The 20044-nt window shown below is 68.2% G+C and carries 19 protein-coding genes; 10 read left to right on the forward strand and 9 right to left on the reverse strand.

The window, feature by feature from the left end; translation table 11 throughout:
- Window positions 1-11 precede the first annotated feature (11 nt).
- A complete protein-coding gene (locus L2U69_RS07460) occupies window positions 12-671 on the forward strand; it encodes a TetR/AcrR family transcriptional regulator (protein WP_236106160.1) in 660 nt (219 codons plus the stop codon).
- Here L2U69_RS07460 and L2U69_RS07465 read toward each other — a convergent pair.
- Together L2U69_RS07465 and L2U69_RS07470 are read right to left on the reverse strand one after the other, a co-directional pair.
- Window positions 646-3819, reverse strand: a complete 3174-nt coding sequence (locus L2U69_RS07465) for an efflux RND transporter permease subunit (RefSeq protein ID WP_236106161.1) — start codon at window positions 3817-3819, stop codon at window positions 646-648. The two genes, L2U69_RS07460 and L2U69_RS07465, sit on opposite strands and share 26 nt — an antisense overlap.
- Complete coding sequence (locus L2U69_RS07470; protein WP_236106162.1) at window positions 3816-4937, reverse strand: efflux RND transporter periplasmic adaptor subunit; 1122 nt, start codon at window positions 4935-4937, stop codon at window positions 3816-3818. The genes L2U69_RS07465 and L2U69_RS07470 overlap by 4 nt, the downstream gene beginning before the upstream one ends.
- A 74-nt stretch (window positions 4938-5011) precedes the next feature.
- On the opposite strand from L2U69_RS07470, the gene L2U69_RS07475 reads away from it, so the two are divergent.
- A complete protein-coding gene (locus tag L2U69_RS07475) occupies window positions 5012-5782 on the forward strand; it encodes a TetR/AcrR family transcriptional regulator (protein WP_236106163.1) in 771 nt (256 codons plus the stop codon).
- A 1-nt stretch (window position 5783) separates the two neighbouring features.
- Here the strand turns inward: L2U69_RS07475 and L2U69_RS07480 are convergent, their stop codons facing one another.
- From L2U69_RS07480 to L2U69_RS07490, 3 genes are read right to left on the reverse strand one after another with little or no spacing between them, the layout of a single operon-like run.
- Complete coding sequence (locus tag L2U69_RS07480) at window positions 5784-6530, reverse strand: hypothetical protein (protein WP_236106164.1); 747 nt, start codon at window positions 6528-6530, stop codon at window positions 5784-5786.
- Window positions 6531-6535: 5 nt separating this feature from the next.
- Window positions 6536-7396, reverse strand: coding sequence for an alpha/beta fold hydrolase (locus tag L2U69_RS07485; RefSeq protein WP_236106165.1), 861 nt, complete (start codon window positions 7394-7396; stop codon window positions 6536-6538).
- A 36-nt stretch (window positions 7397-7432) separates the two neighbouring features.
- Window positions 7433-9511, reverse strand: a complete 2079-nt coding sequence (locus L2U69_RS07490) for a lytic transglycosylase domain-containing protein (RefSeq protein WP_236106166.1) — start codon at window positions 9509-9511, stop codon at window positions 7433-7435.
- A 337-nt stretch (window positions 9512-9848) separates the two neighbouring features.
- On the opposite strand from L2U69_RS07490, the gene dapA reads away from it, so the two are divergent.
- From dapA to L2U69_RS07525, 7 genes are all read left to right on the forward strand, one after another.
- Window positions 9849-10742, forward strand: a complete 894-nt coding sequence (dapA, locus tag L2U69_RS07495) for a 4-hydroxy-tetrahydrodipicolinate synthase (protein ID WP_236106167.1) — start codon at window positions 9849-9851, stop codon at window positions 10740-10742.
- A 7-nt stretch (window positions 10743-10749) separates the two neighbouring features.
- The gene (smpB, locus tag L2U69_RS07500; protein ID WP_236106168.1) at window positions 10750-11232 is read left to right on the forward strand and encodes an SsrA-binding protein SmpB; all 483 of its coding nucleotides are present in this window, start codon (window positions 10750-10752) and stop codon (window positions 11230-11232) included.
- 120 nt (window positions 11233-11352) lie between these two features.
- On the forward strand, window positions 11353-12021 hold the full coding sequence (locus L2U69_RS07505) for a sulfite oxidase-like oxidoreductase (protein ID WP_236106169.1): 669 nt from the start codon (window positions 11353-11355) through the stop codon (window positions 12019-12021).
- A 64-nt stretch (window positions 12022-12085) separates the two neighbouring features.
- Window positions 12086-13714 carry a peptide chain release factor 3 gene (locus L2U69_RS07510; RefSeq protein WP_236106170.1) on the forward strand — a complete coding sequence of 543 codons (1629 nt, stop codon included), beginning with the start codon at window positions 12086-12088 and terminating at the stop codon, window positions 13712-13714.
- Between the two features lies 1 nt (window position 13715).
- Window positions 13716-14654 carry an alpha/beta fold hydrolase gene (locus tag L2U69_RS07515; protein ID WP_236106171.1) on the forward strand — a complete coding sequence of 313 codons (939 nt, stop codon included), beginning with the start codon at window positions 13716-13718 and terminating at the stop codon, window positions 14652-14654.
- A 71-nt stretch (window positions 14655-14725) separates the two neighbouring features.
- The gene (locus L2U69_RS07520; protein ID WP_236106172.1) at window positions 14726-15316 is read left to right on the forward strand and encodes a hypothetical protein; all 591 of its coding nucleotides are present in this window, start codon (window positions 14726-14728) and stop codon (window positions 15314-15316) included.
- Entirely contained in the window at window positions 15313-15840 is a 528-nt protein-coding gene (locus L2U69_RS07525) for a hypothetical protein (RefSeq protein ID WP_236106173.1), read from the forward strand. Before L2U69_RS07520 ends, L2U69_RS07525 begins: the two co-directional genes overlap by 4 nt.
- A gap of 21 nt (window positions 15841-15861) precedes the next feature.
- Here L2U69_RS07525 and hisN read toward each other — a convergent pair whose 3' ends face one another.
- Complete coding sequence (gene hisN, locus L2U69_RS07530) at window positions 15862-16662, reverse strand: histidinol-phosphatase (protein WP_236106174.1); 801 nt, start codon at window positions 16660-16662, stop codon at window positions 15862-15864.
- A 71-nt stretch (window positions 16663-16733) separates the two neighbouring features.
- Window positions 16734-17162: a hypothetical protein gene (locus L2U69_RS07535; RefSeq protein ID WP_236106175.1), complete on the reverse strand. Its 429-nt coding sequence runs from the start codon at window positions 17160-17162 to the stop codon at window positions 16734-16736.
- Between the two features lie 85 nt (window positions 17163-17247).
- Between L2U69_RS07535 and L2U69_RS07540 the strand changes: the two genes are divergently transcribed.
- Complete coding sequence (locus L2U69_RS07540; RefSeq protein ID WP_236106176.1) at window positions 17248-18207, forward strand: GlxA family transcriptional regulator; 960 nt, start codon at window positions 17248-17250, stop codon at window positions 18205-18207.
- Here L2U69_RS07540 and L2U69_RS07545 read toward each other — a convergent pair.
- Together L2U69_RS07545 and L2U69_RS07550 are read right to left on the reverse strand one after the other, a co-directional pair.
- Window positions 18189-18950, reverse strand: coding sequence for an ABC transporter permease (locus L2U69_RS07545; protein WP_236106177.1), 762 nt, complete (start codon window positions 18948-18950; stop codon window positions 18189-18191). The genes L2U69_RS07540 and L2U69_RS07545 overlap by 19 nt on opposite strands.
- The gene (locus tag L2U69_RS07550) at window positions 18947-19888 is read right to left on the reverse strand and encodes an ABC transporter ATP-binding protein (protein ID WP_236106178.1); all 942 of its coding nucleotides are present in this window, start codon (window positions 19886-19888) and stop codon (window positions 18947-18949) included. Before L2U69_RS07550 ends, L2U69_RS07545 begins: the two co-directional genes overlap by 4 nt.
- Window positions 19889-20044 lie beyond the last annotated feature (156 nt).

Genomic DNA, 20044 nt, shown 5'->3' on the forward strand with positions numbered 1-20044 from the left:
GGGGCACCGGCATGACGATGGAAGATGGGCGCCAAGCCCAGCCGAACGGCGGGACCCCGGCGGGCCGGCGGGCGAAGACCCGCACCAAATCGGGCGAGACGCGCGACCGCATCGCCGACGTCGCCCGCGACCTCTTCAACGAATACGGCTATCTGGCGGTCACCACCAACCGCATCGCCCGCGCCTGCGGGATTTCGCCGGGCAACCTCTACTATCACTTCCGCAACCGCGAAGACATTCTCTGGTACCTGTTCGAGGGGGTGGAGAACCACGTGCGGCAGCTCTTCTTGACCGGCGGCGCGGCGCGCGGCGACGGGCTCGAGCGTCTGCGGCGGCAGATGACCGAAGCCGGCGCGATCCTGGTCGAGTTCCGCTTCTTCTTTCCCGACCATGTCGCCATCATCCGCCGGGAGGAGCGCCTCGAGGAAGCCTTTCGCAGCCTTCAGCGCGGCGTGACCGAAGCCGTCGCCGCGAACCTCGCGCAGATGACCGGAGAGACGGCGGCGCAATCGCTGGCACTGTCCCGCGCGCTGTGGATCGTCGCCACCGGCTGGGTTTCCTTCCTCCTCGTTCAGGGCGAACGCGTCGACATGGACTCGATCGAGGGCATGGTGGACACGGTGATCGCCCTGGTGGCGCCCCGGGTCAGGCCCGCGGCGGCCCGAGCCTGACCGCCCCCGCCATCGGCGGCGTGCCGCCCTGGCCCTGGGCGCTTGCCTGGACATGGCGCGCATCCTCCTCGCCGCGGGCGCGCAGACCGCGCCCGAAATGGCGCGCCATGAACGCCCGCACGTCGTCGACGATGGTGTAGACCACGGGGACGAAGATCAGGCTGAGCAGGGTCGAGGTGATCAGCCCGCCGATGACGGCGATCGCCATCGGGGCACGAAATTCCGTATCGGCGCCGATGCCGACGGCGATGGGCAGCATGCCGGCGCCCATGGCGACCGTGGTCATGACGATGGGGCGGGCGCGCTTGTGGGCGGCGTCGATCAGGGCCTCGCGCCGGCTCATGCCCGCCGCGCGTTGAAACAGCACGTACTCGACCAGCAGGATCGAATTCTTCGCCGCGATCCCCATCAGCATCAGGATGCCGATCAGCGCCGGCATCGAGAGCGCGTTGCTGGTCACGAACAACAGGCCGAAGGCACCGCCGATCGAGAGCGGCAGGGCGGTCAGGATGGTCGCCGGATGGGCGAAACCCTTGAACAGCAGGACGAGCACGACATACATCAGGAACACGCCGGTGCCGAGGGCGACGAGGAAGCCGACCATCAGTTCCGCCAGATTCTCGACATCGCCCGTCGGCAGTTCCTGAACGCCCGGCGGCAGGTTTCTCATGCTGGGCAGGGCATGGACCCGTTCCGCCGCGACGCCAAGCGGAATGCCGATCAATTCGCCCTCGATGGCGGCGCTGGAGCGGCGATCGAGACGATAGATCTGGGCCTGGCCGGTGGCGAATTCGATATCCGCCACCGCCGACAGCGGCACCGAGGCACCATCCGCCGTCGGCACCCGCAAGGTGCCGAGCAGATCGACGTCGTTGCGCGACTCCTCGGGCAGCATCAGGCGGATCGGGATCTGGCGGTCGGGCAGGTTGAACTTGGGCAGGGCCTGATCGACGTCGCCGATGGTGGCGACGCGGGCGACGGCGGCCAGCGTCTCGGCCGAGACGCCGAGGGCCGCGGCCTTGTCGGGCTTCGGCACGATGCGGATCTCGGGCCGGGACAGATTGGCGGTCGAGGCGACATTGACCAGCCCGTCGATGCCGCGCATCTCGCGTTCCACCTGGCGCGCCACGGTCGAGAGCAGCACGGGATCGTCGCTGACCAGGGCGAGCTGGAGCTTGGCGCCGGACGAACCGTCGGCGCCGAAGCGCACGCGCGCGCCGGGCACCTGGCGCAGTTCCGCGCCCACCTCGTTCTCGAAATCCTGCTGCGACAGGCGGCGGTCGCCGCGCGGCACCAGATTGATCACCACGGTCGCGCGCCGCACCTCGCCCAGGATGGCGCCGCCGCCGCCCGGTCCGCCGGTGACCGTATTGGTGCCGATGGAGACATAGATCGACTTCACCTCGGGCCGGTGCTCGATCCGGGCGACCAGTTCCTTCACGGCGGTATCGGTCTCGTCCATCGAGACGCCGGGCGGCAGTTCGACCGACATCACGGAACGCCCCCGGTCGCTGACCGGCACGAAGTCGTTGGGCAGCAGGGTGGTCAGCCACAGCGAGCCGGCGAAGATGCCGATGCCGGCGAAGAGAACGACGAAGCGGCGATTCAGGCACCAGCCGAGGAAACGCAGATAGCCCGGCATCCAGCCCGGCTCGCGGTGGGGGTGGGCATCCTCGCCCCGCAGCATGTAGGCGCCCATCAGGGGGGTCAGCATGCGCGCGACCACCAGGGAGAAGGCGACCGAGACGCAGGCGGCGATGGCGAAGGACTGGAAGAACTGGCCGACCACGCCGGGCATGAAGCCGACCGGCATGAAGACGGCGATGATGGTGGCGGTGGTGGCGACGACCGCGAGGCCGATCTCGTCCGCCGCCTCGAGCGCCGCGCGATAGGGCTTCTTGCCCTGGGAGATGTGACGCACGATGTTCTCGATCTCGACGATCGCATCGTCGACCAGGATGCCCACGGTCAGCGAAAGGGCGAGCAGGCTGACGATGTTGATCGACTGGTCGAGGGCCAGCATCACCGCGAAGGTCGGGATCAGCGACAGGGGCATGGCGACGGAGGCGATGAAGGTGGCGCGCCCGTCGCGCAGGAACCACCAGACCACGAGCACCGCGAGCAGCGCGCCCAGCGCCAGCGCCTCGATCGAGGCATTGTAGCTCTCGATGACGAAATCGACGCCGGCCGTCACTTCCTCGAAGGAAATGTCCGCCCGTTCCCCGTCCATCTCGGCGATCGCCACGCGCACCCGTTCGGCGACATCGACTTCGGAGGTGCCCTGGGTGCGCATGACGCTGAAACCGACCACTTCCTCGCCGCCGAAACGCGCCCTCGTGCGCGGCTCGGCGAAGCCGTCCTCGACCGTGCCGAGGTCGGCGAGGCGGACGGAACGGCCGTCGGCCAAGTCGACCCGGGTCGCCGCCAGGGCTTCGATGGACGAGGCGGAGCCGACCGTGCGCACCGCCTGTTCGCCGGTGCCGATCGTGACCCTTCCACCCGGCAGATTGGTGTTGGCCCGGCGCAGGGCATAGGAGACGGCCTGTGCCGTGACCCCCAGCGCCGCCATCCGCTCGGGCGACAGGCGCACGCGGATCTCGCGGTCGACGCCGCCCTCGCGCACCACGTCCGCGACGCCCTTGATGGCGAGGAGACGCTTGGCGACGTCGTTGTCGACGAACCAGCTGCGTTCCACCGGCGTCATGTCGGGGGCGCGGACGGCATAGGTGAAGAGCACGCCGCCGGAGGCATCGACCTGCGACACCACCGGATCCTCGGCATCGCCGGGCAGATCGGCGCGGATTCCCGATACGGCGTTGCGGACGTCATTGGTCACACGATCGAGATCGACGCCCAATTGGAACTGGATGTTGGTGACGGAAATGCCGTCACTCATGGTCGAGGTGATGTGCTTCACCGAGCCGAGGCCGGCGACCGCATCCTCGACATGGCGGGTGACCTGGGTCTCCAATTCGCTCGGGGCGGCGCCCGACTGGGCGACGGTGACCGTGACCACCGGGATGTCGACGTCCGGCGTATTGTTGATGCGCAGCGACATGAACCCGGCGATGCCGGCCACCGTCAGCACCAGGAAGAGGACGACGACCGGAACCGGATTGCGGATCGACCAGGATGACAGCCCGTTCATGACCGCGCCTCCACCACGCCGACCGCGTCGCCGTCCTCGAGGAAGCCCGCACCGCGCAGCGCCACAGCGGCGCCGGGGGCGAGGCCGTCCCTGACCTCGACCAGGCCTTCGCGGCGCAGCCCCGTCCGGACCGGGGTGAAGCGCGCGACGCCTTGGCCTTGGCGATCGCCGTCGATGGTGAAGACACCCTGCACGCCGTCGCGCCAGACGATGGCGGCGACCGGCAGCATCAGGAGATCGGCGGCGCCGAGGTCGATGTCGCCGGTGGCGAACATGCCCGGCTTGAAGCCCGAATCCGCCGGCAGTTCCAGATGCGCGATGCCGAGCCGCGTGCGCGGATCGACCGTCGGCGCGAGGGCGCGGAGCCTTGCCGCCACGGGCGCATCCAGACCTTCGGCATGAACCCTGGCGGCAAGGCCGGCGCGCAGACGGGCGAAGTCGGATTCCGGCACCTCCGCTTCCAGTTCCAGGCGGCCGTCGCGGATCAGGCGGAACAATTCGCCGCCGACCACCACCACCTGGCCGACATTGGCGTCGCGTCGCGCGATGACGCCGGCGAAGGGCGCGCGGATCACGGTCTGGTCCAGGCGGGCGCGGATTTCCGCCAGACTCGCCTCGGCGACCGCGACCTGGGCCGCGGCGGTGCGTTCGGCGGCGATGCGGGCGTCCAGGTTCTGGCGGCTGACGGTGCCGCGCGGCTGCAGGTCGCGGGCACGCGCCAGATTGGCCCGGGCTTCCTTCAGGACCGCCTGGGCGGCGGCGAGATTGGCCACGCCCTGGGCTTCCTGTGCCTCGATCACCGCGGCGTCGAGCCGGGCGAGGACCGCGCCCTGTTCGACCGCGTCGCCTTCCTCCACCGCGACCTCGGCGATGGCGAGGCCCTGAGCCTCGGCGGCGATGACGATTTCCTCCCACGCCCGGACGGTGCCCGAGGCGACGACCCGGCGCGACATCGCCCGCACCTCGGCCGGGACCACGCTGACCGTCAGGTCCGGGCCGCGCGCCGCCACCGGCGCCTCGCCCGCGCCGTCGCAGGCGGCGAGACCGAGGAGCAGGACGAGAATCAGCGCACGCAGAGGACGGGCACCGATCGACGGCGAAGGAATGGACAGGGCCATGACGAGTCTCGCGACGTTCGGGATCTCTTATGGGATATATTGACTAACTCGTCGGTCAATGAAAAAATCGTCGCATGAAGCAGGAATTTCCGCCATCAGACATCGGCGGCGCCAACAACGGCGCCGCGACCGACAATGCGCCCATCGCCAATACGCCCACCGACAATGCGCCCATGACCAATGCGCCCATGACCGAAGACAACAGGAGCCCGGGTGTGCGCCAGCGCCGCAAGGCGGCGCGCCCCGGCCAGATCATCGACGCGGCCTTCGCCGAATTCGCGGAAAAGGGCTATGCCGCCGCGCGCCTCGAGGATGTGGCGCGCCGCATCGGCGTGACCAAGGGCACGATCTATCACTACTTCCCGGGCAAGGAAGACCTGTTCAAGGCGATGATCCTGGCCCATCTGCTGCCGCTGATCGACGGCATGAAGGCGATCGCCCTGACCGGCGAAATGGGCGGCCGCGCCCTGCTCGAAGCCCTGATCGAACGGGCCTATCGCGACATGGTCGGCAACGAGAAATCGCGCGAATTCGTCCGCCTGATGATCGGGGAAGCGTCGCGGGTGCGCGAACTGGCCCTGTTCTTCCATCACGAATTGTTCGACCGGGCGGACGAGTTGATCATCACCGTGATCGAGCGCGGCGTCGCCACCGGCGAATTTCACCCCCAGGCGGCCAATCGCGTCGCCGGCTTCCCCGACGCCATCGTGGCGCCGGCGGTCATGGCCTGCATGCAGGCGGTGCTGTCCCATTCGATCGGCCTGCCCATGCCCGACATCGAAGCGATGAAGGCCGCCCATCTCGACCTGCTGCTGAACGGCCTGATGGCGCGCCCCATCGGCTGAATCAGAGCCCGGCCAGGATCTCCGTCGCCAACCGGCGCAGGGTTTCGCGGTCGGCGCCGATCGGCAGGCGATAGGCGAGCCAGAGGAAGAATTTCTCTTCCTCGGTCAAGGGCCCCTTCGCACCGCTGGCATATTCCCCGCGCCCGCCGAGGCCGAGCGCGCGCAGCAGCACCCGGGCAAGGCAATTGTCCGCCTCCACCTGCGGCAGATCACGGCGGATACGGATCACGCTGTTGTGCAGCTCCCGCACCCGAAGGGGATGACCGGACATCGTGAATACGCCGCAACCGGCACCGGGCGTGTCCTCCGGTGCCGTCGCGGTGTAATAGGGAAAACGAAGCGCCATGAATTTTCGATCGGCCGCGTCGAGGCCCGACTTCAGATCGTTCCGCCATTCCACGAGCAGGACAGGGGTCCGGTCGAACGCTTCGCTGTCGAAGGGAGGTTCGGGGCCGATGCCGGTGAGGCTCCGGATCTCGTCGAGGATCGGCGGCTGGTAGCGGGAAAGACGCCGCCAATTGACGAAAATCAGGCTCGATCCGTCAGGCAGGCGCGCGAGTTTGCCGGTTTCGACCGGCAGCAGGAAAATATTGTAATAGGGCGGCCCGCCCAGCGCGGCATCCAGGAACCGTTCGACGATGTCCGGTTGTCTTGCCAATGCGGCCGCGCCGGGGGGCGGGGGCGGTGCATCCGCGAATGCCGAGCCGCAAACGAGTGTCAGCAGCGCCATGATCAGCAGGCGCCGCACGCCCGTCACCCTTCCACGCGGATGATCAGCGCGTCGATCGCGGCGAGCGCTTCCGGCTCGTCCAGGAAGGGGGCATGGCCGCGCGCCGTGACCTCGACCACCGCCAGGTCGGGCTTGGCCGCCTTCATCTTCTCGACCGTGCTTCGGGCGAGAAGGTCCGACAGGGCGCCGCGCAGCAGCAGGGTCGGGATCTGCGCCAGGCCGGCGAAGATCGGCCACATGTCGGCCGGCGGGCCGGCGGCACGCATGGCATCGCCGATCTTCGGATCGTAATTGGGGCGAAGCCCACCGTCCGGCTTCTCGACGAAGACGGCGCGGGCGAATTTCAGCCAGATCGCGTCGGCGAGGTCGGGAAACTGGTCGCCATTCACTTCGCGCAATTGCGCCACCGCCGCCGCCCAATCCGCCGGATCGCCCTGCTTGCCGGCATAGGACGCGATCCGCGCCAGCCCGGCGGGATCGAGCTCGGGGCCGATGTCGTTGAGGACCGCGCCCGCCACCATCGCGGGGGCGGCCAGCGCGACGAGCTGGGTGACGATGCCGCCGAGCGAGGTGCCGATGAAGATCGCGCGCCCGATGCCGAGGGCGGCGAGCAGGCCGATCACGTCGCCGGCATAGGTCGGCGGGACATAGCGCATGAATTCGGGATCATGGGCCGATTTGCCCCGGCCCCGGAAATCGGGCGAGAGCACCCGCCGCCCGCCGGCGGAAAGATGCGTCGCCAGATCCTCGAAGTCCGCGGAATTGCGGGTAAGGCCGGGCAGGCAGATCACCGGCAGGCGCGGATCGGCGGCATCGCCATAGTCGCGGTAATAGAGCGACAGCCCATCGGCGGACGTGTGGAATTGCGCGCGGTAGGCCGCCATCTTCCCCCCTTCGAGGTGTGTGGTTTCTTCTTGTGCTCAGTTGATGCTGGCGCGATGGGCGCTGTCGACCACCGGCGTGGTGCGCGCGCCGGCGCCGCGCAGGAGGTCGCGGGCGATGCCCATGGGCACCGGCTTGTTGCCGTTGAGGCGCAGGCGATAGACCTGGGTATTCTCCAGCACGCGCTGGACGTAGTTGCGCGTCTCGCCGAAGGGAATGCGCTCCACCCAGTCGACCACGTCGACGGAGGACGAGCGCGGATCGCCGTAGCGGTTGATCCAGCGGTCGATGCGCCCGCCGCCGGCGTTATAGGCACCGATCACCATGGCGTAGGAGCCGCCGAAGTCGCCGAGCAATTCGTCGAGGTGGGCGACGCCGAGGGTCATGTTGTAGCGCGGGTCGCTGGTCAGCTTCGTCTGTTCGAAACGCATGCCGAGACTGCGCGCCACCAGTTTGGCCGTGCCCGGCATGAGCTGCATCAGGCCGCGCGCGCCGGCCGGGCTGACCGCGTCGGCACGGAACTCGCTCTCCTGCCGGGTCAGGGCGAGGGCGAGCGCCCGTTCGGTCAATTGCCCGTTCGGCATGGACAGGATCGGATAGGCGCGATTGACCAGCACCGTGCCGGCATAGATGGCCGATTTCGCCGCGATCACACCCGCATGGGTGCCGCCGGTGGCGGCCGCCATTTCGGCGATATGGGCCCTGGCGCCCGGTGTCGGCGCCGCGTCCATGGCCGCGCGCACGAAGGGCCGGATGCGACCGGCCTCGTCGATCTCGATCAGCATGCGCACCAGGCGATACATCTCGAGCGCCTCGGCCGAGGCCCGGTCCTGGGCCGAGATCGGCGGATCGACCGGCAGGGGCCGCGCCATGGTCTCGCCCAGGGCATAGGCGGCGAGTTGGCCGTAGAAGGTCTGGGAATGCACGGCGGCGCGCCCGTACCAGGCCTGGGCCGCCTGCATGTCGCCCCGCGCGGCGGCGGCGCGCCCCGCCCAATAGGTGGCGCGCGACGACGAGATCGGTGTCTCCACCTTGGTGGTCAGGGCCGTGAAATGGCGCAGCGCCACATCCGCCTGGCCGAGGAAGCGGAGCGCGATCCAGCCCGCCATCCATTCCGCATCGAAATAGTCGACGCCGTCGCCGAGGCCATGCGCACGGACCACGCGATAGGCATCGGCATAGCGCCCGTCGTCGATCAGGCGCTGCCCGGCATAGCGAAGATTGGTCCACCAGGCTTCGGGATCGAGGGCGGTCGTGCCCGGCGGCATGGCGGCGATCAGGTTCACCGCCTGATCGTCATGGTCGAGCACGCGCAGATAGCGAATGCGGGCATAGAGCAGGCCGGGATCGTTGCGCCGCGCCGCCGGCACCGCCGCATAGGCCTTGTCGGCACTGGAGGAGCGCATGAGATAGGCGACGGCGGCGGTCCCGGCGGCGCGATAGTCCGACGGCACCAGCGCCAGCATGCGCCGCGCTTCCGACGCGTCACGGTCCATCAGCAGGCGCTGCAGGCGCGCGACGTGATCGACCGTGGTCAGGTGGGACTGATAGCGCGACAGGATCTCGCTCTCGGTCGCCGAGGGCATGTCCGCCTCGACCCAGCCCTGGCGCAGCAGCAGAAGGCCGCGCGCCTTTTCCCCCGTGGTCAGCAGGGCGGCGCCATAGCGCAACTTGCCGAGACCGCTGACCGGCGGATACTTGGAGAACCAGGCCAGTTGCGCCGCGACCGGGGTGCGGGCGTCGATCGCCGCCTCGGCCCGGGACAGCATGGTTTCCAGCCTGGGCCAGCCCGGGGTGCGCTGCACGAAATAGGTGATGTTCTCGAAGCTCGCGTTGGCGCTGCGCGACTGATAGGTCTGCCATTCGATCATGCGCGCCAGCGTGCGGTCGCGGGCAGCCGCCGCGATAGTGGCGGCCCCCTCCCAATCGCCCTGGCGGGCCCTGGCGAAGGCGCGCTGGTAGATCGCTCGATCGCCGGCGCCGAGGAGCGAGGGATATTGGCTCGCCGCCTCGGCCGTCGGGTTCGCCACGGGCGCCGCGGTCATGACGCCCGACAGGCCGGCGGTCAGAGCGACGGCGAGCGCGGCGCGCCCGATACGGTATCTGGCTATACCCATGGTTCGAGCCCCTCTCCCGACGGCGGCGGAACGCCTGGCCCGCCGACGAATCAACGCGATCAGCCCACGGAAAGTGTAGCGACGGCGGGGCCCGGATTCCAGCCGTGGCCCCGGGGTTTTCGGCCCATGCGGCGGATTTCCGCCCGGTGAGTCCCGTCCCTTGATTCGGGATCCGGGCGCAGCCGCCGCGCCAGGCACGACCGGGACCGGCCCAGATCGGGACCAGCCATGATCGGGGCGCGGGGCCGCACCGCCGGCCCGGCGCCCCACTGGCTGTTGAAGCCCGGAAACTCTGTCGCTATGGTCTGCGGCTCCTGTCAATCGAGGCTCGATGGTCATGTCCGACGTCCGCGCCCGCCTTCGCGGGTCGATTACCGCTCTCGTCACCCCGTTTCGCGACGGCAAGGTGGACGAGCGTGCGTTTCTGGATTTCGTGGACTGGCAGATCAAACAGGGCACCCATGGCCTCGTGCCCTGCGGCACGACCGGCGAGAGCCCGACCCTGAGCCATGACGAGCACCACCGCGTCGTAGAGCTGGCGATCGAGGCTTCGGCCGGCCGCGTGCCGGTGATCGCCGGCGCCGGCTCCAATTCGACCAATGAAGCGATCTCGCTGGCGAAGCACGCCAAGGCGGCGGGCGCCGATGCCGTCCTCGTGGTCACGCCCTATTACAACAAGCCGACCCAGGACGGCCTGTTCGCCCATTACGCGGCGATCGCCGAGGCCGTGGACATTCCGATCATCGTCTACAACATCCCGGGCCGCTGCGTCGTCGACATCACGCCGGCGACCATGGCGCGGATCGCCACCCTGCCGACCGTGATCGGCGTGAAGGAGGCGACGGGCGACGTTTCGCGCTATGCCAAGCACCGCGAGCTGATCGGTCCCGACTTCCTGCAGTTCTCGGGCGACGATGCCCTGGCGCTGGCCGCCATCGGCACCGGCGCCCATGGCTGCATCTCGGTCGGCTCCAACATCGTGCCGCGCGCCTATGCCGACCTGCAGGAAGCCGCGCTGGCCGGCGATTTCGCCACCGCGCTGCAGATCCAGGACCGGCTGGCGCCCCTGAACGAGGCGCTGTTCGCCGAGCCGAACCCGTGTCCCGTGAAATGGGGCGCGGCCCGTCTCGGCCTGATGCAGCCCGACCTGCGCCTGCCCATGGTGCCGGTCGGTCCCGCCACCGCCGACCGCATGGAAGCGGCGCTGAGGCGGTCCGGCGCCCTGAACTGAGGGCGCCATGGCCCCCAACAAGAAGCGGGAAGAGGCCAAGCGCTTCATCGCGGAGAACCGGAAGGCCCGACACAACTACACGATCCAGGATCGGATCGAGGCCGGGATCATCCTGAAGGGCTCCGAGGTGAAGGCGCTGCGCCTCGGCCAGAGCAATATCGCCGACAGTTACGCCGGGGCCAATCAGGGCGACGGGCTGTGGCTCTACAACGCCTATATCCCCGAGTACAAACAGGCCAACCGCGAGAACCACGAGCCGCGCCGGCCGCGCCAGCTCCTGCTGCACCGGCGCGAAATCGCCCGCCTGCACCAGGAAGTGACGCGCGGCGGCATGACGCTGGTGCCGCTGTCGATGTATTTCAACGACCGCGGCATGGCCAAGGTCGAACTCGGCCTCGCCAAGGGCAAGAAGCTGCACGACAAGCGCGAGGCCGAGAAGGAACGCGACTGGAACCGCGAAAAGGCCCGCGTCCTGAAGAACCAGGGCTGATACAATTCCTATTCTCGTCGTCATCCCGGCGAAGGCCGGGATCTCGTGACGAGAATGCGCCCTTATCGGCGAAAGATCCCGGCCTTCGCCGGGATGACGCAGCATTTCGAGGCAACGGCCATGGCGGACGAGGACAAGCCCGGCCTGATCGGGCAGATCAAGGACAAGCTGATCGGCACCAAGGAGAAATGGGCCCGCGAGGGCCGTCTCCTGACCGGCACCACGGCGGAGCACACGCAGCGCCTGCCACCCGGCCAGCGCCTGGTGAAGGATTGGCCGGTGCTCGATCTCGGGGTCCAGCCCTCGGTGCCGACCGACGTCTGGCGCCTCGATGTCGATGGCGCCGTGGTCAATGCCCTGTCGTGGTCCTGGAGCGACTTCATGGCCCAGCCCCAGGTCGAGGATGTCTCGGACATCCATTGCGTCACCGCCTGGTCGCGCTACGACAATCATTGGACCGGGGTCTCGGCCCAGCATCTGCTGGCGCTGGTGCAGCCGAAGCCGGAAGTCCGCCATGTCGTGCTGCATTCCTACGATGGCTATACGACCAACGTGACCCTGGCGAACCTCGCGGCACCCGACGTCCTGATCGCCCATGCCTGGGAAGGCCGGCCCCTGACCCGCGAGCACGGCGGCCCGGCGCGCCTGATCATGCCGCAATATTATCTGTGGAAATCCGCGAAATGGCTGAAGCGGATCGAGTTTCGCGCCGACGACAAGCCCGGCTTCTGGGAAGTGCGCGGCTATCACAACGAAGGCGATCCCTGGAAAGAGGACCGCTATAGCTGAGGCGCCGCTTGAACCCGACGGTCACAGCCATTAGTTTCCGCCGAACTTCAAGACAGGACCGGCCGTGAGCATTCTGGAAAGCGCGATCGAGAGCCGGCGCACCTTTGCGATCATCTCGCACCCGGACGCCGGCAAGACCACATTGACCGAAAAGCTGCTGCTGTTCGGCGGCGCCGTGCAGCAGGCGGGCGCCGTCAAGGCGCGCGGCGACCAGCGGCGCGCGCGCTCCGACTGGATGAAGGTCGAACAGGAACGCGGCATCTCGGTCACGGCGTCCGTCATGACCTTCGAGGCGGACGGCTGCACCTTCAACCTCCTCGATACGCCGGGCCACGAAGACTTTTCGGAAGACACCTATCGGACCCTCACCGCAGTCGACAGCGCCATCATGGTGATCGACGCCGCCAAGGGTATCGAGGCGCGGACCCTGAAGCTGTTCGAGGTCTGCCGGCTGCGCGACGTGCCCATCGTCACCTTCGTCAACAAGATGGACCGCGAGGCGCGCGACCCGTTCGAACTGATGGACGAGATCGAGAAGACCCTGGCGCTGGACGTCACCCCCGCCACCTGGCCCATCGGCCAGGGCAAGGATTTCCACGGCTGCTACGACCTGATCCACGACGAGCTGATCCTGATCGACCGGGGCGCCGGCAACAAGAAGCCGGAGATCGAGAAATGCTCCGGCCTCGACGATCCCAAGATCGACCAGAAGCTACCCGCCGACCTCGTCGCGAAACTGCGCGAGGATGTGGAGATGATCCGCGAACTCTGCCCCGCCTTCGACGAGGAGAGTTACCGCGCCGGTCACCTGACGCCCATGTTCTTCGGCTCGGCGCTGCGCTCCTTCGGGGTGCGCGAACTGCTGCAGGGCCTGGCGGAAATGGCGCCCTCGCCCCGGCCGGCGAAGGCGGCGGCGCGCCTGGTGCAGCCGACCGAGGGCAAGGTCTCGGGCTTCGTCTTCAAGATCCAGGCGAATATGGACAAGAACCACCGCGACCGCGTGGCCTTCATCCGTCTCGTCTCGGGCGAATTCAAGCGCGGCATGAAGATGAAGCACGTGCGCTCGGGCCGCATGCTTTCCATCAACAATCCGGTGCAGTTCATGGCCGGCGATCGTGAGACGGCGGACGTTGCCTTCGCCGGCGATATCCTGGGCATCCCGAACCACGGCACCTTGCGCATCGGCGACACGCTGACCGAGGGGGAGGATCTGGCCTTCCTGGGCGTGCCCTCCTTCGCGCCGGAAATGCTGCGCCGGGTGAAGCTGGACGATCCCATGAAGGTGAAGCACCTGCGCCGTGCCCTCGACCAATTGGCCGAGGAAGGCGCATCCCAGGTGTTCCGGCGCCAGATCGGCGGCGATTATGTCGTCGGCGTGGTCGGCGCCCTTCAGTTCGACGTGCTGAAGAGCCGGCTGCTGGCGGAATACGGTCTCGACATCGAATTCGAGGGCGTGCCCTTCGAGATGGCGCGCTGGGTCGATGCCGACGACAAATCCGTGCTCGAAGCCTTCTCCCAGGCCAACCGCATGAATCTGGCGGAAGACCACGACGGCGCCCTGGTCTATCTGGCGCGGAACGGCTGGTACCTGCAACGGGCCCAGGACGATTTTCCCAAGGTCCGCTTCCTCTCGACCCGGGAACAGATCACCGGTTCCGGCGACCGCCTGACGGCGGCGAGCCAGACCCACTGAGATGAGCACCGCCCGGCGCCGGGAGATGCCGCCGGGCGGCGGATTCGCCGAGATGGTGCGCGCGGGCACCCGTCTGCGCATCGCCCGCTTCACACCGCAAGGAACGCCGCGCGGCGCTTTCGTCGTGCTGACCGGGCGGAACGAATTCATCGAGAAATATTACGAGACCACGGCCGACCTGTTGGACCGGGGTTTCGCCGTCCATCTGATGGACTGGCGCGGACAGGGCCTGTCGGACCACCCCCTGGCCGATCGCATGAAGGGGCATGTGCGGGACTTCGAGGATTACGTCGGCGATCTCGAGGCCTTGATCGAACGCGTGGCGATGGAGACCACGGCCCCGATCTTCGCCCTCGGCCATTCCATGGGCGGCCATATATTGGCGCGGACCCTGGCGACACGGCCCGCCACGCGCGCCCGCCTCGCCGGTGCCGTGCTCTGTTCGGCGATGATGGAAATCGATACCGGTCGCATTACCCCCGCCTGGGCCGGTCGCATCGCCCACGCCCTCGTCCTGTTCGGCCTCGGCGAGCGGGCGATCTCGGCGCCGAAGGAGACGGGGCCCGGCTTCAACGTCCTGACCTCCGATCCCGAGCGGGCCGGCGATCAACCCCATTTCGTCGCCGCCGAACCCCTGCTCGATCTCGGCGCCCCCACCTTCGGCTGGCTCGACGCCGCCTTCCGGTCTTCCGCCCTGTTGAAACGCCCGGGCGCGGCGGAAGCGATCGATCTGCCGGTGCTGGTGGCCGTCGCCGGGGCCGACAAGGTGGTGAGGCCCGCCGCCGAACGCGCCTTCGCCGCCCGCCTGCCCCGCGCCACCCTCGTGGAGATCGAGGCCGCGCGCCACGAGATCCTGAAGGAGCGGGACGAGTTGCGCGGCCGCTTCCTCGCCGCCCTGGACGATTGGCTTGCCGTCATCGATATGCAATCTTCTCGTTGAATCAGATCATTGTTGCCATCGGTGGCTGTTTGGTAATGATGCATACAGCATTACCCAAGGCAGTTCGAACCATGGCCCCTATCGCTCAATTCGGAAAATCCTTCACATTGGCGGTGCTGGTCGCCGGCCTTGCGGTCGGCGGCTGCGCCGAGAAGCGGCTCGGCGCGCCGGGTCAGGCCCCGCCGCTCGAAACCATGGCCATGAAGGGCGAGCCCCTGGCCGTCGCCCAATGCACGCTGCAGCACATGCAGGAAGCCGACGAATGCGACACGATCGACTGGGGCCTGGGCGTCACCAGCGACGAAGTCACGGGCGCGAGCCGGCTGACCTGCTATAACGTCACGCCCAGCGCCGTCGCCGTCGGCGCGGCCTTCGGTCTGATTGGGGTGCTGGTCGGTGCCGCCGTCGGCGAGAAGGAGGACGTCGGCGAAAGCAACAAGCGACCGCCCCGCTATACCGCCGTGTTCAAACCGGTCGGGCCCGGCGAGATCGAGACCAGCTTCTGGGTCGCGACCACGATGGAGGGGCCCGAGCATTACATCGGGATCCTGAAGACCGCCATGGCCCCTTGCGACGGTGCCGGACTGGAGCCGGCCGCCGCGACGGGCGCAACGCCGATGCCGGCCACCCCGACCGGCACCGAGACGGCCGCGCCGCAATGAGACGCCATGGCGCCTGGGTCGTCGGGTTCTGTCTCGCCGCCTTCGGCCTTGCCGGCTGCGTCGAGGATCGGGCGGCCCGCCGGGTACGGCTGGACACGCTGCCGCCGCGGACCCTGACGGGGAACGGCGATCCGGTCGGCATCGCGCAATGCGTCTATGACCGTGTCCTGACCCAGGACTGCCAGGGCGATACCCAGCGCACCATCCTGACCAGGTCGCCGGCGACCGGCGATATCGTCGTCATGTGCGACGAACACCCCGGCTACGGTGGGCTGAACGGCGGCGGCTATTACGGCGGCGGCACGCCCCAGGGCGCGGTGCTCGGTGCCCTGGTCAATGCCCAGGTGGCCCAGGAATCCGTCCGGGTGGGCCGCATTCCGGGCCATTTTCCGATCTATTCGCTGGCCCTGCGGGCGCGGCCGGCCGGCGCGCTCGAAGGCACGGTCTGGGCCCTCGGCGAAGAGACCGGCGAGTCGCGTCTGACCATGATGACCGAGGCTTTCGAGGCCTGCGCGACGCCTTGATCCGGTCGGCGGCGGCCCCGTTCAGCCGTTGAGCAGGCCCAAGATCTCGTCGTGCAGGCGGGCGTCGCCGGTGGCGAGCACGGTGCCGCCGTTCTGGCAGTCGCCGCCGGTCCAGTTCGTCACCTTGCCGCCGGCCCCTTCGACGATGGGGATCAGGGCCTGGATGTCATAGGCTTCGAGCCCGGTCTCGATCACCGCATCCACCTGCCCCGCCGCGATCATGGCATAGGCATAGCAGTCGCCGCCGTAGCGCACCAATTGCGCGCCCGCCGCCACCCGATCGAAGGCGGCGCGATCCGCCTCGGTGCGGAACAGATGGGGGCTGGTGGTCATCAGGCGGGCGTGGGCGAGCGTGGGGCAGGCCCGGGTCTTCAGCGCCCGTGCGCCGAGGAAGGCGCCCGTGGCATTGCCGATGAAACGCTCCCCCGTGAAGGGCTGGTCCATGATGCCGATCACGGGCCTGGTGCCGTCGTTCAACGCGATCAGTGTGCCCCACAGCGGCAGGCCGGTGATGAAGGCCCGCGTGCCGTCGATCGGGTCGAGCACCCAGGTCAGGGGCGCCGTGCCTTTCTTTTCGCCGAATTCCTCGCCCAGGATGCCGTGGGCGGGATATTCCGCCTCGATCAGGGCGCGGATGGCGGCTTCGGCGGCCCGGTCCGCCTCGGTCACCGGGTCGTAACCCTTGGCCCCGCCCCAGAGGTCGGCCTTGTCGTCGACCGGCATTTCGGTCCGGAAGAAGGGCAGGATCACCGCCCGCGACGTATCGGCCAGACGGCCGGCGAATTGGGTCAGGGATTCGATTTCATTGGGGGAAAGCGTCATGACAACCTCGCTCGATGGCCGGCAACCTAGGGGCGCCAACCATCAAGCGCAAGCGGTCAGAGCGGACGGGCTCAGGCCAGCCAGATGGCGGTCAGCCCGATGGCGAAGATCCAGTCATAGGCGGCGCAGAAGGGCGGATACCAGGCCCGGGGCGCCACCAGGTCGCGGCTGTGCTCCAGACCGTGGTGCAGCCAGTCCCAGACCCCGTGCAGGGCATAGGCGACCGGCGCGATCCAGGGCGAGACCCAGAAGCTGGCGAGCCCGGCCACGATGAAGAGATTGGCCACCGTGCCCTCGACCAGCATGACGCGCAGCGACCCCGCCTGGATGGCGAACCCGAAATAGATGGCGCCGATCACCGCGATCAGCGTCCCCGCCAGTTCGATCGACGTCTGATGGTCGACCAGCAGGTGGATCGGCAGCGTCGCGAGGCTCAGCACGATGCCGATCATGGATGGCGCCATAATGCCGTGGCGGTGTCCGGTCGAAGCGATGGCCATGTCCCTCTATCCCCTCAGGTGGTTTGACGGGACGATAGAATGGCGCTTTGATGTCCGAAATGACGTTAATCCCGGTTTTTATGCCATGACACGCGCCATCCGCTTCCTGGTCTATCCGGGCTTCGTGCTGTTCGACCTTTCGGGGCCGCTGGAAGTCTTCAATGTCGCCGCCATGCTCTCGGGCGGCGCCTACGGCTTGAGCGTGATCTCCATCGGCGGCGGGCCGGTGGTCAGCTCGTCCGGCATCGCGGTGGTGACCGAAGCGCCGGCCGCCGCCCCCTGCGACACGCTGATCGTGCCCGGATCGCCCGCCCCCCTGGCGGACGAGAGTGCCGACGATGTGGCCGCGCTTCTGGCGGCGATGGCGCCCGATGCGCGACGCGTCGCGTCGGTCTGCACCGGGGCCTTCCTGCTGGGCGCGGCCAGGCTGCTCGACGGGCGGCGCGCCACCACCCATTGGTTCGCCGCCCCCCATCTGCAGGCGCGCCACCCGACGGCGCGGATCGATGCCGACCGGATCTTCGTCCAGGACGGCGCGGTCTGGACCTCGGCCGGCATGTCGTCCGGGATCGACATGGCGCTGGCCCTGGTGGAGGAGGACCTGGGGGCCGATCTCGCGCAGCAGGTCGCGCGCATGTTGGTGGTCTATTGCCGGCGCCCGGGCGGGCAGACTCAATTCTCGTCGCTGCTGGATCTCGATCCCGGCTCGGACCGCATTCGCCGGACCCTGTCCTTCGCGCGGGAGAATCTGTCGGCCGAGCTCCCGGTCGACCGGCTCGCCGAGGTGGCGGGCCTGAGCACGCGCCAGTTCGCCCGCGCCTTCGGCGCCGCGACCGGCCTGACGCCTGCCCGCGCGATCGAACGCCTGCGCATCGAGGCCGCCCGCCCCCTGGTGGAGGACGGGCGCCGCACCTTCGACGAGATCGCCCGCGAGACCGGCTTCGGCGATCCCGAGCGCATGTGCCAGGGCTTCGTCCGCACCCTGGGGCGGACCCCCCAGGACCTGCGGCGCGACGCGAGGCGCGCTCAGACCTTCAGCCGATAGCCCGAGCGGAAGATCCAGGCGATGCCGCCGAGGCAGAGCGCCAGGAACAGGGTGGTCATGCCCAGGCTCACGCCGATGCTCACCTCCGACTGGCCGAAGAAGCTCCAGCGGAAGGCGGAGACCAGATAGACCACGGGGTTGAACAGGCTGACCGCGCGCCAGAACGGCGGCAGCATGTCGATCGAATAGAAGCTGCCGCCGAGGAAGGTGAGCGGCGTCACGATCAGCAGGGGCACGAGCTGCAGCTTCTCGAAACCGTCGGCCCAGATGCCGATGATGAAGCCGAACAGGCTGAAGGTCACCGCCGTCAGCACCAGGAAGGCCAGCATGGCGAAGGGATGGGCGATCGACAGCGGCACGAAGAGGGTCGAGGTCGCGAGGATGATGAGCCCCAGCATGATCGACTTCGAGGCCGCCGCGCCGACGTAACCCGCGACGATCTCGAAGGGCGAGATCGGCGCCGACAGCACTTCGTAGATCGTGCCCGTGAAGCGCGGGAAATAGATCCCGAAGGAGGCGTTGGAAATGCTCTGCATCAGAAGCGTCAGCATCATCAGGCCGGGCACGATGAAGGCGCCGTATTCGACCCCTTCGATCTGGTTCATGTGCTGGCCGATGGCGGCGCCGAAGACGACGAAATAGAGCGAGGTGGAAATCACCGGCGAGATGACGCTCTGCATCACCGTGCGCCAGGTGCGGGCCATCTCGAACAGATAGATGGCGCGGACGGCGTGGAGATTCATGGCTTGGTGCTCACCAGGTCGACGAAGATGTCCTCGAGCGAGGATTGGTCCGTCTGCAAATCGTGGAAACGGATGCCGGCATCGCCGAGCGCGCCGAGAAGGGCGGTGATCCCCGTCCGCTCGCCCTTGGTGTCATAGGTATAGACGAGGGCATGGCCGCCGTCGGCGAGCGTCAGGTCGAAGGACGCCAGCGTGCCGGGCACGGCGGCCAGCGGCTGCTGCAGATGCAGGGTGAGTTGCTTCTTGCCGAGCTTGCGCATCAGTTCCGCCGTCTCCTCGACCAGGATGATCTCGCCCTGGCGGATGACGCCGACGCGGTCCGCCATCTCCTCCGCTTCCTCGATGTAATGGGTGGTCAGGATGATGGTGACGCCGGTCTCGCGCAGGCGGCGCACCATCTCCCACATGTCGCGGCGCAGTTCGACGTCGACGCCGGCGGTCGGCTCGTCGAGGAAGAGGATGCGGGGTTCGTGGGACAGCGCCTTGGCGATCATCACCCGCCGCTTCATGCCGCCGGACAATTGGCGCAGCTGGCTGTCCTTCTTGTCGAAGAGCGAGAGATCGCGGAGGATCCGCTCGATCAGGGCCGGGTTGCGCTTCTTGCCGAACAGGCCCCGGCTGAAGGAGACCGTGTTCCACACCGTCTCGAAGGCGTCGGTGGTCAGTTCCTGGGGCACGAGGCCGATCAGGGCACGGGCGGCGCGATAATCCTTCACGATGTCGTGGCCGCCGGCCAGCACCATGCCCGAGGTCGCGCGCGCGGTGCCGCAGACGATGCTGATCAGCGTGGTCTTGCCGGCGCCGTTCGGGCCGAGCAGGGCGAAGATCTCGCCCGGCATGATCTGGAGGTCGACGCCCTTCAGGGCGGTGAAGCCCGTGTCGTAGCGTTTCACCAGGTGCCGGATGTCGATGATGGGCTTTTCGGAGATCGGCTTCATGGGGCCGGACCATACCCCAGGGTCAATGCGGCACGAAGCCCCGCCCACGCATGGCAGGGCTGAGAAGGTTCCCTGCCGTGAGATTCGCCGCCGCGCCTCTTTGCCATGCTCCCGACCCCGAGAAGTGCTATGACGTCTGCGATGGGCCGTGCGGCA

Origin of the sequence: Zavarzinia marina (genome assembly GCF_021568905.1) — a bacterium.
GTDB lineage: Bacteria > Pseudomonadota > Alphaproteobacteria > Zavarziniales > Zavarziniaceae > Zavarzinia > Zavarzinia marina.

Excerpts from the sequence above, each read along its gene's own strand:
- L2U69_RS07525 (WP_236106173.1), top strand. The coding sequence starts at position 15,313 with ATGAGACGCCATGGCGCCTGGGTCGTCGGGTTCTGTCTCGCCGCCTTC.
- L2U69_RS07490 (WP_236106166.1), bottom strand. The coding sequence starts at position 9,511 with ATGGGTATAGCCAGATACCGTATCGGGCGCGCCGCGCTCGCCGTCGCT.
- L2U69_RS07475 (WP_236106163.1), top strand. The coding sequence starts at position 5,012 with ATGAAGCAGGAATTTCCGCCATCAGACATCGGCGGCGCCAACAACGGC.
- hisN (WP_236106174.1), bottom strand. The coding sequence starts at position 16,662 with ATGACGCTTTCCCCCAATGAAATCGAATCCCTGACCCAATTCGCCGGC.
- L2U69_RS07515 (WP_236106171.1), top strand. The coding sequence starts at position 13,716 with ATGAGCACCGCCCGGCGCCGGGAGATGCCGCCGGGCGGCGGATTCGCC.
- L2U69_RS07470 (WP_236106162.1), bottom strand. The coding sequence starts at position 4,937 with ATGGCCCTGTCCATTCCTTCGCCGTCGATCGGTGCCCGTCCTCTGCGT.
- L2U69_RS07535 (WP_236106175.1), bottom strand. The coding sequence starts at position 17,162 with ATGGCCATCGCTTCGACCGGACACCGCCACGGCATTATGGCGCCATCC.
- L2U69_RS07505 (WP_236106169.1), top strand. The coding sequence starts at position 11,353 with ATGGCGGACGAGGACAAGCCCGGCCTGATCGGGCAGATCAAGGACAAG.
- L2U69_RS07540 (WP_236106176.1), top strand. The coding sequence starts at position 17,248 with ATGACACGCGCCATCCGCTTCCTGGTCTATCCGGGCTTCGTGCTGTTC.
- L2U69_RS07460 (WP_236106160.1), top strand. The coding sequence starts at position 12 with ATGACGATGGAAGATGGGCGCCAAGCCCAGCCGAACGGCGGGACCCCG.
- L2U69_RS07550 (WP_236106178.1), bottom strand. The coding sequence starts at position 19,888 with ATGAAGCCGATCTCCGAAAAGCCCATCATCGACATCCGGCACCTGGTG.
- L2U69_RS07520 (WP_236106172.1), top strand. The coding sequence starts at position 14,726 with ATGGCCCCTATCGCTCAATTCGGAAAATCCTTCACATTGGCGGTGCTG.
- L2U69_RS07465 (WP_236106161.1), bottom strand. The coding sequence starts at position 3,819 with ATGAACGGGCTGTCATCCTGGTCGATCCGCAATCCGGTTCCGGTCGTC.
- L2U69_RS07485 (WP_236106165.1), bottom strand. The coding sequence starts at position 7,396 with ATGGCGGCCTACCGCGCGCAATTCCACACGTCCGCCGATGGGCTGTCG.
- L2U69_RS07545 (WP_236106177.1), bottom strand. The coding sequence starts at position 18,950 with ATGAATCTCCACGCCGTCCGCGCCATCTATCTGTTCGAGATGGCCCGC.
- dapA (WP_236106167.1), top strand. The coding sequence starts at position 9,849 with ATGTCCGACGTCCGCGCCCGCCTTCGCGGGTCGATTACCGCTCTCGTC.
- smpB (WP_236106168.1), top strand. The coding sequence starts at position 10,750 with ATGGCCCCCAACAAGAAGCGGGAAGAGGCCAAGCGCTTCATCGCGGAG.